Below are 14125 nucleotides of genomic sequence, written 5' to 3'. Positions count from 1 at the left end.
GATCACGTCTTCCGAGGCAGGCGAGACCATGTCCCCGCCAATGAACAGCCGGTCCTGGACTGTGCGGCTGGTCATGGCCGCTCCTTTCGCCGTGCCAAGTCGCGCCCACGCGGATGGCCGTCGGTGAGCCAGGTCAAAGCCGTCACCGCGTGATACTGCCTTCAGCCGACCACGTCCGGGCCTCGGCCGCGCGCAGGCTTCCACCATTCGGAGGACCGATGCCGCGGCGACCCGCGAGCAGCAACCCGGCGAACCTTCCCGGTCACGGCCCTAAAGGTGGCGCTCACGCCCGGCGGCGAGGAGGTGTGGCTGCGGATGTCCACCGACCGCTCCAGCGTCGCCGTGTGGACCATCGAACAGTGGTGGGCCTTCGCCGCGGAGCTGCCCGGCGCGACGCCGCCGCCAGCCTGAGACACCAAGCCCAAGGCGGTTCGGCTGGCGCACGAACGGCAGCGGTCAGCGTGGCTCCGGCAGGCCCGGGTCGTTGAGCAGCTGGAAGCGACCACGACGCGTCAGGCCGCTGGCCGCACCGTGGGCCCTGTGGTGGGGCGCTGAGCGCCGTAGCAACGCGAACGAGGACCGATGCCGAAGAAGCCCGCCCACGACCCGACGTACGGCTACGACCCGGAGACGAAGACTGTCCGGGTCGATCAGCACGACCTGGCGCGGCTGCTGTTGATGTTCCGCTCGCTGATGCGCGAGCAGAATCCGGGCTCGTGGGAACACATGAGGGACTACGACCTGTCCTTCGAGCGCCTCGCGGACGCGGTCGATGCCAGCTCGCAGATCCGGTACGGCAAGCGCTGGACGGGGCCTGATCTGCGGATGCGCTGCACCACGACCGAGCCGGTGTATGACTGGCCGGAGGGCGCGCCGTACGACGGGGAGGCGACCTCGCCGTCGGCCACGGGCGCACCCCTGAGAATGACGGAGCCGTCCTGGCCCTCACCGATATCGAGGTAGATGCTGCCGTCCACAGGGTGCACGTGGTGGCCGGCGCCGTGCCCGACTGTCCCCAGCTCATGGCGGGCGAGGACCTCCCCGCTGCTGGCGTCGTGCACGACCCACTGATCTGCGCCCCCGCGCCCCGCCATCGCGTCCGGCCGGTACACCCACACAGTCTGGCCGTCCAAGGACAGCGCACAGCCAGGCCGGTGACCGCGGCGCCGGTCCGAGTGCGGCCGAAAGTCTGATTTCCACAGCAGCTCACCGGCGCGGGTGAGGCACACGACGCTGTTCAGCGTCGTGTACACGACTCGCTTAAGTCTTCGGCGGCAGTGGCGAAGCGGTGATCACCGACCAGATCTTCCCCGGCCCCTCCCGCACCGGCATCGATGTCTTCGCCGAAGGCGGCACCGCCACCCTCGACCAGCTGCAGGCGTGGCAGCTGAGGTCCATCTGGAGGTGAGGAGGAGCCCTCAGATTGGTGCAACGCCGCCGAGCGCGACAGCCGGGATCATGCCCAGGTGACTTCAGCGGGCGCGCCCGCTGAAGTCGTGTCGGTACTGGCGAAGGTCGAGTTGCCGGGCGGCGGACAGACTGCCCGCAGGTTAGCGTCGCGCTTTCACGAGGTGGGGTGTCCGAGACTTGATCAAATAAGAGGAAGTCGGCGACCTCGGCAATGTCAGCGGGGATTGTCAAGGCATTGCAGGGCGCCAAGTGCTCTGTCTACCGCTGGTCCACCGACCATCGACGTGCGCGTCGGACGAGCATGACTACGGTCGCCATGCCCAGGACGACGAACCCGAGTGCCCCAGCCACCCCGGCTTCGAACGGCGGGCCGGAGATCGCCACGACGAGGGTCTCACCGGAAGTCGTTGTCACCTCACAACCCCGCCCGGTGATCGTGGCGCCGTTGAAGTCCGGATGCAGCTGTCCCTCCAGGCACTGTTTTGCCTTGAGGCCAGTCGCCGCCGCCCAAACGAACAGACCGCCGCAGAGCAGCATCCCGATAGGCAGGACTCTGCCGATCGGCAGTTTCATGGCAAGAACCTTTCCCGTCTGGGGGCACGACCGCAGCATACGGTTGCAAGGCCGACCAACCAGCAACCCGGTGAACCTTGCCGGTCACAGTACTAGCGGATGTGTGCCGGCTCCTCGGTGAGGAGCCGGACCAGTTCGATGCGGGAGCGGATGCCCAGGCGGGTGAAGACACCGCGTAGGTGGTGATCGATGGTGCGGGGGCTGAGGGCGAGGCGGGCGGCGATCTCGCGGTTGGTGGCGCCCTCGGCGGCCATACGGGCGACCCGCAACTGCTGGGCGGTCAGGAGCTGGGTGGGGCTCTCGGGGACCCGTGGGGTGGCGGCGGGGGCGCCCAGCGCGCGGAGTTCCACGCGGGCCCGGTCGGCGCAGTGCGGCGCCCCGAACGACTCGAACGCCTCCAGCGCGCTGTGCAGCCGGTCGCGGGCCTCGGTACGGCGGCGCAGTCGGCGCAGGGCGCCGCCGAACAGCAGCTCCGTGCGGGCGCGTTCGACGGCGCGGGTGCCGTGGTCGTGCAGGTCGAGCGCCTCGCGGTAGTGCTCCACGGCGTCGGCCCCCGGGGCGAGCAGGGCCCGGCAGCGGGCGCTGAGGGCGAGGTCGTCGGGGCTGCGGACGGCGCGTGCCCAGCGGTCGTAGTCCGTGTGCGCGGCGCGGGCGACACGGGTGTCGCCGCTGCGGACGGCGGCCTCGACGTAGTGCGGGGTGGCCAGGTGGCGGATGGCCCGGTGTCCGTGGCCGGGCCCGAGTCCGGCCAGGGCGCGCAGCCGGACCGCGGCCGCGTCGTAGCGGCCGTGCGCGAGGTCGAGGTGGGCGAGCGCCCACTGGGCGAGGGCGGCGGGCAGGCCCAGTCCGTGGGAGAGGGCGTGCGCGCGGGCGGCGGCGGCCCGCTCGCGGCACAGGTCGGCATCGCCGGTGAGCGCCGCGAACATCGCGAGGGCGGCCTGCAGATGGCAGGCGCCGTTGTCCTGCCCGGTGGCGTACGCCTGTCCCAGCGCGTCCAGGGCGGCGGCCTCGGCGGCACGCGGGCGGCCGGTCCAGAAGTCGGCGTAGGCACGGAACTCCTGGGCCTGGGACACCAGGGACACCAGACCCCGGGCGCGGGCTGCGGCGGCCGCGCGGACGGTGGCGGTGGCGGCGCGGGTGTGGTCGCCGAGCAGCAGGGCGGCGATCCCGGCGTGCACGAGGAGGGTGGGGTCACCGCCCGGCCCGCACCGCCCGGCGGTCGCCTCCAGCAGGTCGCGGGCGTCCTCGTAGCGCCCGTCCACGGCGGCCGCGAGTCCGCCGAGCACGCCCGGCGGTTCGATACCGAGCCGCCGGGCGGCGACCAGGGCCTCACGGCAGCGGCGGAGATCACCGGTGTAGACGGCGGCCTCGGCGGCCCGTGCGAGAAGGTGCGACGCGGTGAGGACAGACGCCGCCCCCGGGCGGGCGGGTACGGACGGCGGGTATGAGCGGACAGGCGCGGGCGAGGGAGGCGGGTCCGCGACCGGTGGGTAGGGGCCGGCGGGCGTTAGCGGCGGTGGCGGGTCTGCGACCGGTGGGTAGGGGCCGACAGGCGTGCGCGACAGAGGCGGATACGGCCGGGCAGGCGCAGCCGACGGCGACGGGTCCGCGACCGGTGGGTACGGGCCGGCAGGCGTGCGCGACAGAGGCGGATACGGCCGGGCAGGCGCAGCCGACGGCGACGGGTCCGCGACCGGCGGGTACGAGCCGGCAGACGTGAGCGGCGGCGGGTCCGCGACCGGTGGCAGAGGGCAGAGGGTCGCGGTCGGCCCGGATCGAGCGGGCGTGGGCCGGGGGGCCAGGCGCGGGGCCGAGGCGGGGTCGGCGGCCGTCCCGCCGGGGAGACCCGAGGACCCGTGGGCGTGACCCTCCGGCACGAGGTCGCCGGAGGAGCCGTGCGCGTACCCCACCGGCACCGGGTCGCCCGAGGACCCGCTCGCGTACCCCGCCCGAACCGGGTCGTCCGAGGACCCATACGCGTACCCCACCGGCGCAGCCGCCGCCCCCGTCGTCAGGGCGTCGAACGCCTCCGCCGCCTGTCCCGTCCGCAGGGCGAGGACGCCGTGCAGGGCCTCGGTGTGCAGCTGGGCGGCGAGGGAGCGGGCGCGGTCGCCGGCGCCGGTGTTCCAGGCGTCGGTGGCGGCATCGGTGAGGAGGCGGTGGCGTTCGCGCGGGTCGGGGCAGAGGGCCGCGGCCCGTTCCGCGAGGGCGGCGGAGAGGGCCGGGTCGCCGGCGGCGCGGGCCCGGTCGGCCGACGCGGCCAGTTCCGCCGCGAGCCGCGCGCTGGGGCCGAGCGCGCCCGCGCCCCGGTGCCAGGACCGCCGGGCCGTCTCCCCCGCCCCGTGCAGGACGCGGGCGAGCAGACGGTGCACATCGCGCCGGTCGGCCGGGGCCGCCGTCTCGTAGGCGGCGATCCGCGTCCAGGCGTCGCGGAAGCCGACCCCGCCGGCCGTGGCACAGGCGATCCCGGCCGTCTCGGCGGCCTCCAGGGGCCGGGTGTCGAGCCGGGCGGCGGCCACCGCCCGCAGGAAGGCGTGGGTGGCCACCGGATACTGATCGGCCGCGGCGAGCAGGAGCAGCAGCCGGGTGTCGTCCGGCAGCGCCCGCACCGCACGGCGGTGGGCGCCCAGCACCCCGGGCGCCAGATCGGCGGGTTCGGCGGGCAGCGGGTCCAGGCCGGCCCGCTGCCGTTCCGTCAGCCGTGCCGCGAGTTCGGCGGCCGCGCGCGGATCGCCGTACGCCGAACGCAGCACGCGCACCCGGACGCCTTCCGAGAGTGGTGGCGAAGTGCGGTCAAGAGGTGGGGGGTTCACCGGAGTCACCACCCAACCGACGTTACCGACGGGTTACTTGATCCGTAAAGACCGGCGATTTCACCGATGCGGCGCGCGTAGACCCCACCGGACACTCCTGGCGACCCCACCCGTTTCAGGAGGCATCATGCCGCGTCACAAGCGTCGCATCGCCGCGGTCCTCTCGGCCGTGGTCTCTTCGCTCCTTCTGTCGCTCTCCTTCTCCGCTCCCCCGGCCCAGGCCGCCACCCGTAACCCGGTCGTCCTCGTGCACGGCTTCAACGGTTCCGCGAGCAGCTGGAACGACTGGGTCGCCGCCTTCAAGGCGGACGGCTACACCACCGCCGAGCTGGACGCGTGGTCCTACAGCTGGTCCCAGTCGAACGTGACCACGGCCCGGCAGCTGGCCACCGAGATCCAGAACGTGCTGGCCCGCACCGGCGCGAGCAAGGTGGACCTGGTGGTCCACTCGATGGGCGCGCTCAGCTCCCGCTACTACCTCAAGAACCTCGGCGGCACGGCGTACGTGGACGACTTCGTCTCCGTCGCGGGCACCAACCACGGCACGTCGGTCGCCTCGCTCTGCGGATGGCTGTACACCTCGTGTGTCGAGATGACGACGGGCAGCGCGTTCCTCACCGCGCTGAACTCCGGTGACGAGACGCCGGGCAGCGTCTCGTACGCGGCCTACTGGTCGAACTGCGACTCGGCGATCGACCCGGACTCCTCGGCGCTGCTGAGCGGGGCGACCAACGTCGGTGTCGGCTGTGTCTCGCACACCGACATGAACAACGACCCCGGCATCTACCGGCAGGTGTACGACTTCGTCCAGTGACGGGGGTGCGGCGGGGCCGTGCGGGGGAGAATTCCGGGGAGGCCCGTCCTGCCCGGGAGGTTGCCATGCCGCTACGGTCCACCGGCTCCGGCAGGGTGTCCGGTGATCCCGTCCACCACCCGCTGTTCGCCCGCTGCTACGCCCGGCTCAGCGCGGCCGCGGAGACCCGTGCGGGCATGGCCGGTCTGCGTGACCGGCTGCTCGCCGGACTCTCCGGCCGGGTCATCGAGATCGGCGCGGGCAACGGCCTGAACTTCGCGCACTACCCGGGTGCCGTCTCGGAGGTCGTCGCGATCGAACCGGAGCGCACCCTGCGGCGGCTGGCCCGGGAGGCGGCGCTGCGGGCCGAGGTGCCCGTCGACGTCGTCCCGGGTGCGGCGGAGGCACTGCCGGTCAAGAGCGAGGCCTTCGACGCGGCGGTGTTCTCGCTGGTGCTGTGCAGTGTGCGGGACGTGCCGCGGGCCCTCGCCGAGGTGCGCCGGGTGCTGCGGCCCGGCGGCCAGGTGCGGTTCCTGGAGCACGGCCGCGGCGGCGGGGCCGCGATGCGGTTCACCCAGCGGGCCCTGGACCGCACGGTGTGGCCGCACCTGAGCGGCGGCTGCCATCTGTCCCGCGATCCGGTCGGGGCGCTGCGCGACGCCGGGTTCACGCTGGGGCCGTACCGGAGCCTGGTGCTGCCGGAGAAGGGGCCCAGGCTGCCGGTGTCGTACTGCGTGCTGGGCATGGCGTGGCAGCCGGCGGACGAGGGGGACTGAAGGCCACGGCCGCCGGTCTCACAGGCTCCACTGCCGCAGCTCCCGCGCGATGTCGTACACCGAGGCCTCACCGGTCTTGACCAGACGGGCCAGGTCGCGGACCCGCTCGGGCGAGGTGACGACCTTGACGCCGCTGGCCACCAGGTAGGCGTAGGCGACGGAGCAGGCGAAGAGGGCGTTCGAGCGTTCCAGCGCCGGGACGTGCAGGAGGAGCTGGAGCAGCGAGGCGGCGCGGGCGTGCGGGGTGTCGTAGACGGGCACGTCGAAGATCTCGGCCTGGTGGCGCGCCACGGCGGCGACGAGGGCGCCCCAGTCGGTGACCTGGGGGTCGCCCGGTGTCTTCTGTTCGGCGAGCATCAGCAGCCAGGCGAGGTCGATCGTGAGGTCGCTCAAGGGTTCAGCGGCGACCTTCGTGCGTGCCGCCCTCGCGTTCCGCGCCGAACTCCTCGGCGAAGACGGTCTCGTACTGCTTCATGAAGTCGGCGGCGGCCTCGACGAAGGTGTGGCCCGCCTCGCCGGTGTCCTGTCGGACCAGCTCTTCGATGTAGCGGTTGACACTCATGCCGCGTGCCGTGGCGCGTTCACGGGCGGCTCGGGCGGTGCCCTCGTCGACACGTACGTTCAGCTGGGTCTTGGCCATGCCTCGACGCTAGCGCCGGGATGCTAGCACCGGCAAGGGCGGCTGGGGGAAAACCCGGGGAAAACCAGGGGAGGCGCATACCCGGTGTGGGCCCGGTCACATTACCCTCGGCCGGGACGGCGCGTCGGCACGCCCACGCGAGCGAGGAGGCAGTCTTGTCCCCACCTGCTGCGCAGCACGCTCCCGGCCTGACCTCGGCCGACGCCCTGGCGGCCCGCGCCCGCGGGCTGACCAAGGCGTACGGCTCCGGCGAGACCACCGTGCTCGCCCTGGACTCGGTGGACGTGGACATCGTGCGCGGACGCTTCACCGCGGTCATGGGACCGTCGGGCTCGGGGAAGTCCACGCTGATGCACTGCCTGGCCGGGCTCGACACCGTCTCGGCGGGGCGGGTGTGGCTCGGCGACACCGAGATCACCGGGCTGAGGGAGCGGGAGCTGACCCGGCTGCGGCGGGACCGGATCGGGTTCATGTTCCAGTCGTTCAATCTGATCCCGACGCTGAACGCGGTCGAGAACATCACCCTGCCGATGGACATCGCGGGACGGCGACCGGATCCGAAGTGGCTGGACCAGGTGATCGACACGCTGGGCCTGCGGGACCGCCTCGGGCACCGCCCGGCCCAGCTCTCCGGTGGCCAGCAGCAGCGCGTGGCCTGCGCGCGGGCGCTCGTCTCCCGGCCGGAGCTGATCTTCGCGGACGAGCCGACCGGCAACCTGGACTCGCGCGCCGGCCTGGAGGTCCTCTCCTTCCTGCGCGAGGCCGTCGACGGCCTGGGGCAGACGGTCGTCATGGTCACCCACGACCCGGGCGCCGCCGCCCATTCCGACCTGGTGCTCTTCCTGGCGGACGGGCGGATCGTGGACGAGACGCGACGGCCGACGGCGGCGGCGGTGCTGGAACGCATGAAGCGTTTCGACGGGGTCCGCGCCCAGGCCGGCGACACCGCCGAGGAGGTATGAGCCGGTGCTGAAGGCGACACTGCGGAGCTTCGTGGCGCACAAGGGCCGCCTGCTGCTGTCCGCCCTCGCCGTCGTGCTGTCGGTGGCGTTCGTCGCGGGCAGCCTGATCTTCTCCGACACGGTGACCCGGACCTTCGACCGGCTCTTCGCGTCCACCTCGGCCGATGTGACGGTCGAGCCGAAGGAGGAGCTGGACGCCTCCGTGCCCACCGGCGCCGTGCAGACCCTGCCCGCCGCCCTCGTCGACCGGGTGGCCCGGGTCGACGGCGTCGCCGCCGCCCACGCGGATGTGGGCGTGGACAACATCACGGTCGTCGACCGCGACAACGAGCCCGTGAGCCCGACCACCGGCGCGCCCACCATCGCCTCCGACTGGTACGTCACCGACCGCAGTGCGGTGGAGCTGACCGACGGCCACGCACCGCGCGGCGCCGGGGAGGCCCTGCTGGACGCCGACACCGCCGCCAAGAAGGACGTGGAGATCGGCGACACGCTGACGGTGGTGGCCCAGCCGGGTTCGTTCCGGGTCGAGATCGTCGGCATCGCCACCTTCCGCACCACCAACCCGGGCGCGGCGCTGGTCTTCCTCGACCCCGGGGTCGCCGCCACCAGGCTGCTCGGCTCGCCGGAGCGGGCCACGGGCATCTCCGTCGACGCCGCGCCGGGGGTGACCGACGCCGAGCTGAAACGCCGGGTGGCCGCTGCGGTGGGCTCCGGCCCGTACGACGTGCGGACGGCCGACGAGCAGGCGAAGTCGTCGGCGGAGCGGCTCGGCGGGTTCCTCGACATCATCAAGTATGTGATGTTGGGATTCGCCGGGATCGCCGTGCTGGTGGGTGTGTTCCTGATCGTCAACACCTTCTCCATGCTGATCGCCCAGCGCACCCGCGAGCTGGGCCTGCTGCGCGCCCTGGGCGCGGACCGCCGTCAGGTGCGGCGCTCGGTGCTCACCGAGGCGGTGCTGCTGGGCCTGGTCGGCTCCACGCTCGGCCTCGCGGCCGGTGTCGGGCTGGCGGTCGGTCTGATCCGGCTGATGAGCGTCTTCGGCATGAACCTGAAGACCACGGAGATGGTCGTCGGCTGGGTCACCCCGGTCTCGGCGTACGTCGTCGGTGTCGGCGTCACCTTCGTGGCCGCCTACCTCCCGGCGCGGCGGGCGGCGGGTGTGTCGCCGATGGCGGCGCTGGCGGACGCGGACGTCGCCGGGGTGGGGCGCCCGCTGAGGGTGCGCGCCGCGGTCGGGTCGGCCGTCGGGGCCCTGGGCGTGGCCGCTCTCCTGGGCTGCGTGACCGCGTCCGAGACGGCGTCGGCGGCCTCCCTGCTGGGGCTGGGTGTCGTCCTGACGCTGATCGCGACGGTCGTCGCCGGTCCGCTGCTGGTGCGGCCGGTGATCCGGGTGCTCGGGGCGGCCTTCCCGGCGCTGTTCGGCCCGGTCGGCCGGATGAGCCAGCGCAACGCCCTGCGCAACCCCCGCCGCACCGGCGCCACGGCGGCGGCGCTCATGGTGGGCCTGGCCCTGGTGGGCGGCATGTCGGTGGCGAGCGCCTCGATGTCCAGCTCCTTCGACCGGCAGATCGACGAGACGCTGGGCGCCGACTTCGTGATCCAGAACACCAACTTCACCCCGTTCCCCCAGGAGGTCACCGACGAGGTCCGCGCGACCGAGGGCGTCGGCACCGTCGTACGGCAGCGGTTCGCGCCCGTCGCCGTGCGGATGCCGGACGGCGACCGGGTCGAGACGACGGCCGCCGGGTACGACGACCGGCTCGACGAGGTCGCCGACGTGACGTACGCGCGGGGCGACACGGCGGCCGCGCTGGCGGACGGCGCGATCGGCATGGACGTGGACTTCGCCCGGGAGCACGGCGTGCGGGTCGGCAGTGTGCTGCCGGTGGAGTTCCCCGGCGGGCGGGCGGTGTCGCTGAGGGTCGGCGCGCTCACCGACCAGGACGCCGCGGAGGGCTTCGGCGTGCGCGGCGGTGTGTTCTTCGGCATCGCGACCGTCGAGACGTATGTGCCGGGCGGGCAGGACTCCGTGCTGTACGTGAACGCGGCCGGAGGCACGGACGCCGACCGGCTGCGGCCGCTGCTGGAGCGGACGCTCGACCCGTATCCGCAGGTGCAGGTGCGGGACCAGGCCGACTACAAGGAGCTGGTCCACGACCAGATCTCCGTCCTGCTCTACCTGGTGTACGCGCTGCTCGGGCTGGCGATCGTCATCGCGGTCCTCGGGGTGGTGAACACGCTGGCGCTGTCGGTGGTGGAGCGGACGCGGGAGATCGGTCTGCTGCGGGCCATCGGGCTGTCCCGGCGGCAGTTGCGCCGGATGATCCGGCTGGAGTCGGTGGTGATCGCCGTGTTCGGCGCGGTCCTGGGGCTCGCGCTGGGGCTGGTGTGGGGCGTGTGCACCCAGCAGGTGCTGGCGTTGCAGGGCATGGAGGCGCTGACGGTCCCGTGGGGGACGATCGTCGCGGTGGTGGTCGGTTCGGCGGTGGTGGGGGTCGTGGCGGCGCTGCTGCCGGCGTCGCGCGCGTCCCGGATGAATGTGCTGGCGGCCATCGCGCACGAGTGACGGAATCGCGGATCGAGGCAGCCGCGCTGGTCGCGGCGGCGGGGGCGACCGAGCGGCCCCGGCTGGGCATGTTCGTCATCGACGCGGGCTTCTGGAACCCGGCGCTGCTCGCGCGCGAGGTGGCGACGACGGACGCGCTGACGGACGGACGCCTCGGACTCGGGCTCGGCACCGGGTACGTCCGGGCGGAGCACGACACGGCGGGGCCGCCGCGGGGGACGCCCGGGGAGCGGGTGGACCGTCTGCGGCGGACGGTGGAGGAGCTGGGGCGACTGCTGGAGGCGGACGGGCGCCGGGTGCCCCTGCTGATCGGGGCCAACGGCGACCGGATGCTGGAGCTCACCGTGGCCCAGGCGCTGGAGCTGCCCCTCCTGCTGGTCGGCACGCCGAAGGAGATCGTCGCGCGGGTGCTGGCCCAGCGCGAGCGGTACGGGTTCACGTATCTGACGGTGCTGGAGCCGTACATGGAGGCGTTCGCGCCGGTGCCGGCGCGGTTGCGGGGGCGGTAGGAGCCGGCGTCCGGATGGTGGAATTCCGCCTGCGGCCGCCGCGTCCGTGGTGGGATCGGCCCATGTCTGATCTGCGGATACGGGCCGCGACGCCCGACGACCTCGACACCGTGCTGGCCTTCTGGAAGACCGCCGCCGAAGGGACGAGCATCAGTGACGACCGCAACGGCGTGGAGCGGCTGGTCGCCCGCGATCCCGAGGCCCTGATCCTCGCCGAGCGGGACGGCGAGCTGGTCGGCACGGTGATCGCCGGGTTCGACGGCTGGCGCTGCCATCTGTACCGGCTGGCGGTCAGTCCGCAACACCGGCGTCAGGGCGTCGGCTCGGCGCTGCTGGCCGCCGCGGAGGAGCGGTTCGCGCGGCTCGGCGGGCGGCGCGGGGACGCGATGGTGCTGACGCGGAACGAGACGGCGCACCATGCCTGGCGTGCGGCGGGGTACACGCCCCAGGAGCAGTGGCGGCGTTGGGTGAAGCCGCTCACCGACTGAACCCGACACCCGTCCACATCGCTTTGCCGGTCCTTTAGCCTTGAGGGGACCGGGCGGCCGTGCGGCCGCCCGGTCTCTCCCACGACTTCATGAAAGGTGTGAGCGTCCGCCCATGGGCGAGCCTCCCAGTACCCGTTATCGCGCGTTCCTCCCCGCCCTGACGGACCATGGGACGGAGGTGAACCGATGACGGAAGTGCTCCTGCTGCTGGTGGCGATCCTGCTGTCGCTCGCCTGCGGCGCCTTCGTGGCCGCGGAGTTCTCCCTGACCACGGTCGAGCGCGGCGAGCTGGAGCGGGCCGCCGAGCGCGGCGAGACCGGCGCGGCCGGCGCCCTCAAGGCCGTCCGCAGCCTCACCTTCCAGCTCTCCGGCGCCCAGCTCGGCATCACCGTCACCAACCTGGTGGTCGGCATGCTCGCCGAACCGTCGATCGCCAAGCTGATATCCGGACCGCTGAAGGCGGCCGGCCTGTCGGGCAGCGCGGCGAGTTCGGTGGCCCTGGTACTGGGCACGGCCCTGTCGACCGTGTTCCTGATGGTCGTCGGCGAGCTGGTGCCGAAGAACTGGGCGATCTCCTCCCCGCTGGCGGTGGCCAAGCGGGTGGGCAACGCGCAGCGCTGGTTCAGCACCGCGTTCCGCCCGTTCATCACCCACCTCAACAACACCGCGAACCATGTCGTGCGCCGCTTCGGCCTGGAGCCCGCCGAGGAACTGGCCTCCGCCCGCAGCCCGCAGGAGCTGGCCGCCCTCGCGCGGCACTCCGCCAAGCAGGGCGCCCTGGAGGCGGACACCGCCGAGCTGTTCGTGCGCACCCTGAACCTGGCCGACCTGACCGCGGAGAACGTGATGACGCCACGCGTCCAGGTGATCGCCCTGGAGGCGCAGGCCACCTGCGAGGACGTGGCGAACGCGACCCGGGCGACGGGCCTGTCCCGCTTCCCCGTCTACCGGGGCAACCTCGACACCGTGGTCGGCACCGCGCACATCAAGGACGTCCTGGCGGTCCCCGCCACGCGCCGCACGCGCGTGCCGGTCGCCGAGATCATGCGCGAACCCCTGCTGGTGCCCGAGTCGCTGACCGTGGACCGGCTCCTGGACCGGCTGTCCGGCAAGCGGACCATGGCCGTGATCATCGACGAGTACGGCGGCACCGCGGGCGTGGCGACGCTGGAGGACATCGTCGAGGAGGTCGTCGGCGAGGTCCGTGACGAGCACGACCCGCACGAGACGCCCGACCTGGCCCCCGCCGGCACCGACGACGACGGCCGTGTCCTGTACTCGGCCGACGGCGCCGCCCGCACCGACCAGCTCGCGCGCGTGGGCCTGTACACCCCCGAGGGGCCGTACGAGACGCTCGCCGGGCTCGTCGCCACCGAGCTGGGCCGGATACCGGCCGTCGGGGACGCCGTCGAGGTCGCCGGCTGGCGCATGGACGTGGTCGACGCGTCCGGCCGCCGCGCCGCGCGCGTGCTGCTGCACGCACCGCTCGACGACCCGTCCGAACAGGAGGCCGCGAAGTGACCGCCGTCCAGTTGCTGATCGGCCTGGCGACCCTGGTCGTCAACGCCTTCTTCGTCGGCGCCGAGTTCGCGCTGATCTCGGTGCGCCGCTCGCAGATCGAGCCGTACGCCGAGCAGGGCGACCGGCGCGCCAGGAGCGTGCTGTGGGGCCTGGAGCACGTGTCCGCGCTGATGGCGGCAGCGCAGCTCGGCATCACGCTGTGCACCCTGGTCCTCGGTGTGGTCGCCGAGCCGGCGATCGAGCACCTGCTGGAACCGGTGTTCCACGCGGTGGGCGTGCCGGAGAGCGCCGGCCACGCGGTCTCCTTCGTGATCGCGCTGACCCTCGCGACGTATCTGCACATGCTGCTGGGCGAGATGGTGCCGAAGAACATCGCCCTCGCGGAGCCGGTGCGCAGCGCGCTGCTGCTCGGGCCGCCGCTGGTCGCGCTCTCCCGGGCACTGCGCCCGGTGATCTTCGCGATCAACGCCTTCGCCAACGGCCTGCTGAAGCTGCTGCGGATCGAGACTAAGAACGAGGTCACGGCCACCTTCTCGGACGCGGAGCTGGCCCAGATCGTCAGGGACGCCGGCGAGGCGGGCCTGCTCGACGACCGCGCCCAGGAGCGGCTGCACGACGCGCTGGAGCTGGGCCGCCGCCCGGTGCGGGACGTCGTCCTGCCGCTGGAACGCGTGGTCTACGCGCGGGTGGGTGTCACGCCGGACGAGCTGGAGCGGCTGGCGGCCGAGTCCGGGTTCTCCCGTTTCCCCGTGGTGGACGAGGGGCGGCGGATCGTCGGCTACCTGCATGTGAAGGACGCGCTGGACGCCTCGCCGCGGGAGGTGCCGTTCCGGGTGCGGGATCTGCGGCCCATCGCGCGGGTGCGGGAGACCACGCCCCTGGACGACGTGCTGACCGCGATGCGCGGCAGCCGTACGCACCTGGCGGCCGTACTCGGCGCCGACGGGCGGCTCGCGGGCCTGGTGACCATGGAGGACGTGCTGCGGGAGCTGTTCGGGCAGCGGGCCTGACCGGCTCCCGGGGGCTGCCGGGGACGGTGGGGGACGTGGGGACGGTGGAGGGCGACCG

General features: G+C 73.2%; 15 protein-coding genes. 11 read left to right on the top strand and 4 right to left on the bottom strand.

Annotation, left to right across the window (positions count from 1 at the left end; translation table 11 throughout):
• The first annotated feature begins 276 nt into the window (after positions 1–276).
• The 3 genes from ALMP_RS42495 (at position 277) to ALMP_RS42485 (ending at position 1408) form a co-directional block, all read left to right on the top strand.
• Positions 277–411, top strand: coding sequence for a hypothetical protein (locus tag ALMP_RS42495; protein WP_264937394.1), 135 nt, complete (start codon positions 277–279; stop codon positions 409–411).
• A 171-nt stretch (positions 412–582) separates the two neighbouring features.
• Positions 583–963 carry a hypothetical protein gene (locus ALMP_RS42490; protein WP_264937393.1) on the top strand — a complete coding sequence of 127 codons (381 nt, stop codon included), beginning with the start codon at positions 583–585 and terminating at the stop codon, positions 961–963.
• Between the two features lie 325 nt (positions 964–1288).
• Positions 1289–1408: a GH32 C-terminal domain-containing protein gene (locus tag ALMP_RS42485; RefSeq protein ID WP_309299622.1), complete on the top strand. Its 120-nt coding sequence runs from the start codon at positions 1289–1291 to the stop codon at positions 1406–1408.
• A 260-nt stretch (positions 1409–1668) separates the two neighbouring features.
• Here the strand turns inward: ALMP_RS42485 and ALMP_RS42480 are convergent, their stop codons facing one another.
• The gene (locus ALMP_RS42480) at positions 1669–1983 is read right to left on the bottom strand and encodes a hypothetical protein (protein WP_264937392.1); all 315 of its coding nucleotides are present in this window, start codon (positions 1981–1983) and stop codon (positions 1669–1671) included.
• Positions 1984–2075: 92 nt separating this feature from the next.
• Complete coding sequence (locus ALMP_RS42475) at positions 2076–4742, bottom strand: LuxR C-terminal-related transcriptional regulator (protein WP_375803623.1); 2667 nt, start codon at positions 4740–4742, stop codon at positions 2076–2078.
• 181 nt (positions 4743–4923) lie between these two features.
• Here ALMP_RS42475 and ALMP_RS42470 point away from each other — a divergent pair, with 181 nt between their 5' ends.
• Entirely contained in the window at positions 4924–5610 is a 687-nt protein-coding gene (locus ALMP_RS42470; RefSeq protein ID WP_264937390.1) for a triacylglycerol lipase, read from the top strand.
• Positions 5611–5675: 65 nt separating this feature from the next.
• Positions 5676–6365: a class I SAM-dependent methyltransferase gene (locus tag ALMP_RS42465; RefSeq protein ID WP_264937389.1), complete on the top strand. Its 690-nt coding sequence runs from the start codon at positions 5676–5678 to the stop codon at positions 6363–6365.
• A gap of 18 nt (positions 6366–6383) precedes the next feature.
• On the opposite strand, the gene ALMP_RS42460 is transcribed toward ALMP_RS42465, so the two are convergent.
• Both ALMP_RS42460 and ALMP_RS42455 read right to left on the bottom strand, forming a co-directional pair.
• Positions 6384–6758, bottom strand: a complete 375-nt coding sequence (locus tag ALMP_RS42460) for a fic family toxin-antitoxin system, toxin component (protein ID WP_264937388.1) — start codon at positions 6756–6758, stop codon at positions 6384–6386.
• Positions 6759–6762: 4 nt separating this feature from the next.
• Complete coding sequence (locus tag ALMP_RS42455) at positions 6763–7005, bottom strand: toxin-antitoxin system HicB family antitoxin (RefSeq protein ID WP_264937387.1); 243 nt, start codon at positions 7003–7005, stop codon at positions 6763–6765.
• 155 nt (positions 7006–7160) lie between these two features.
• On the opposite strand from ALMP_RS42455, the gene ALMP_RS42450 reads away from it, so the two are divergent.
• The 6 genes from ALMP_RS42450 (at position 7161) to ALMP_RS42425 (ending at position 14067) form a co-directional block, all read left to right on the top strand.
• Positions 7161–7967, top strand: a complete 807-nt coding sequence (locus tag ALMP_RS42450) for an ABC transporter ATP-binding protein (protein ID WP_264937386.1) — start codon at positions 7161–7163, stop codon at positions 7965–7967.
• A gap of 4 nt (positions 7968–7971) precedes the next feature.
• On the top strand, positions 7972–10539 hold the full coding sequence (locus ALMP_RS42445; protein ID WP_264937385.1) for an ABC transporter permease: 2568 nt from the start codon (positions 7972–7974) through the stop codon (positions 10537–10539).
• The gene (locus tag ALMP_RS42440; RefSeq protein WP_264937384.1) at positions 10536–11048 is read left to right on the top strand and encodes an LLM class flavin-dependent oxidoreductase; all 513 of its coding nucleotides are present in this window, start codon (positions 10536–10538) and stop codon (positions 11046–11048) included. Before ALMP_RS42445 ends, ALMP_RS42440 begins: the two co-directional genes overlap by 4 nt.
• Positions 11049–11110: 62 nt before the next feature.
• Positions 11111–11536, top strand: a complete 426-nt coding sequence (locus ALMP_RS42435; RefSeq protein WP_264937383.1) for a GNAT family N-acetyltransferase — start codon at positions 11111–11113, stop codon at positions 11534–11536.
• A 186-nt stretch (positions 11537–11722) separates the two neighbouring features.
• Entirely contained in the window at positions 11723–13057 is a 1335-nt protein-coding gene (locus ALMP_RS42430) for a hemolysin family protein (protein WP_264937382.1), read from the top strand.
• Positions 13054–14067, top strand: a complete 1014-nt coding sequence (locus tag ALMP_RS42425) for a hemolysin family protein (RefSeq protein WP_264937381.1) — start codon at positions 13054–13056, stop codon at positions 14065–14067. The genes ALMP_RS42430 and ALMP_RS42425 overlap by 4 nt, the downstream gene beginning before the upstream one ends.
• Positions 14068–14125: the final 58 nt, after the last annotated feature.

Origin of the sequence: Streptomyces sp. A012304 (assembly GCF_026008495.1) — a bacterium.
Lineage (GTDB): Bacteria > Actinomycetota > Actinomycetes > Streptomycetales > Streptomycetaceae > Streptomyces.
Note: the sequence above shows the minus strand (reverse complement) of the source record. Positions and strands in the feature narration are given on the sequence as shown.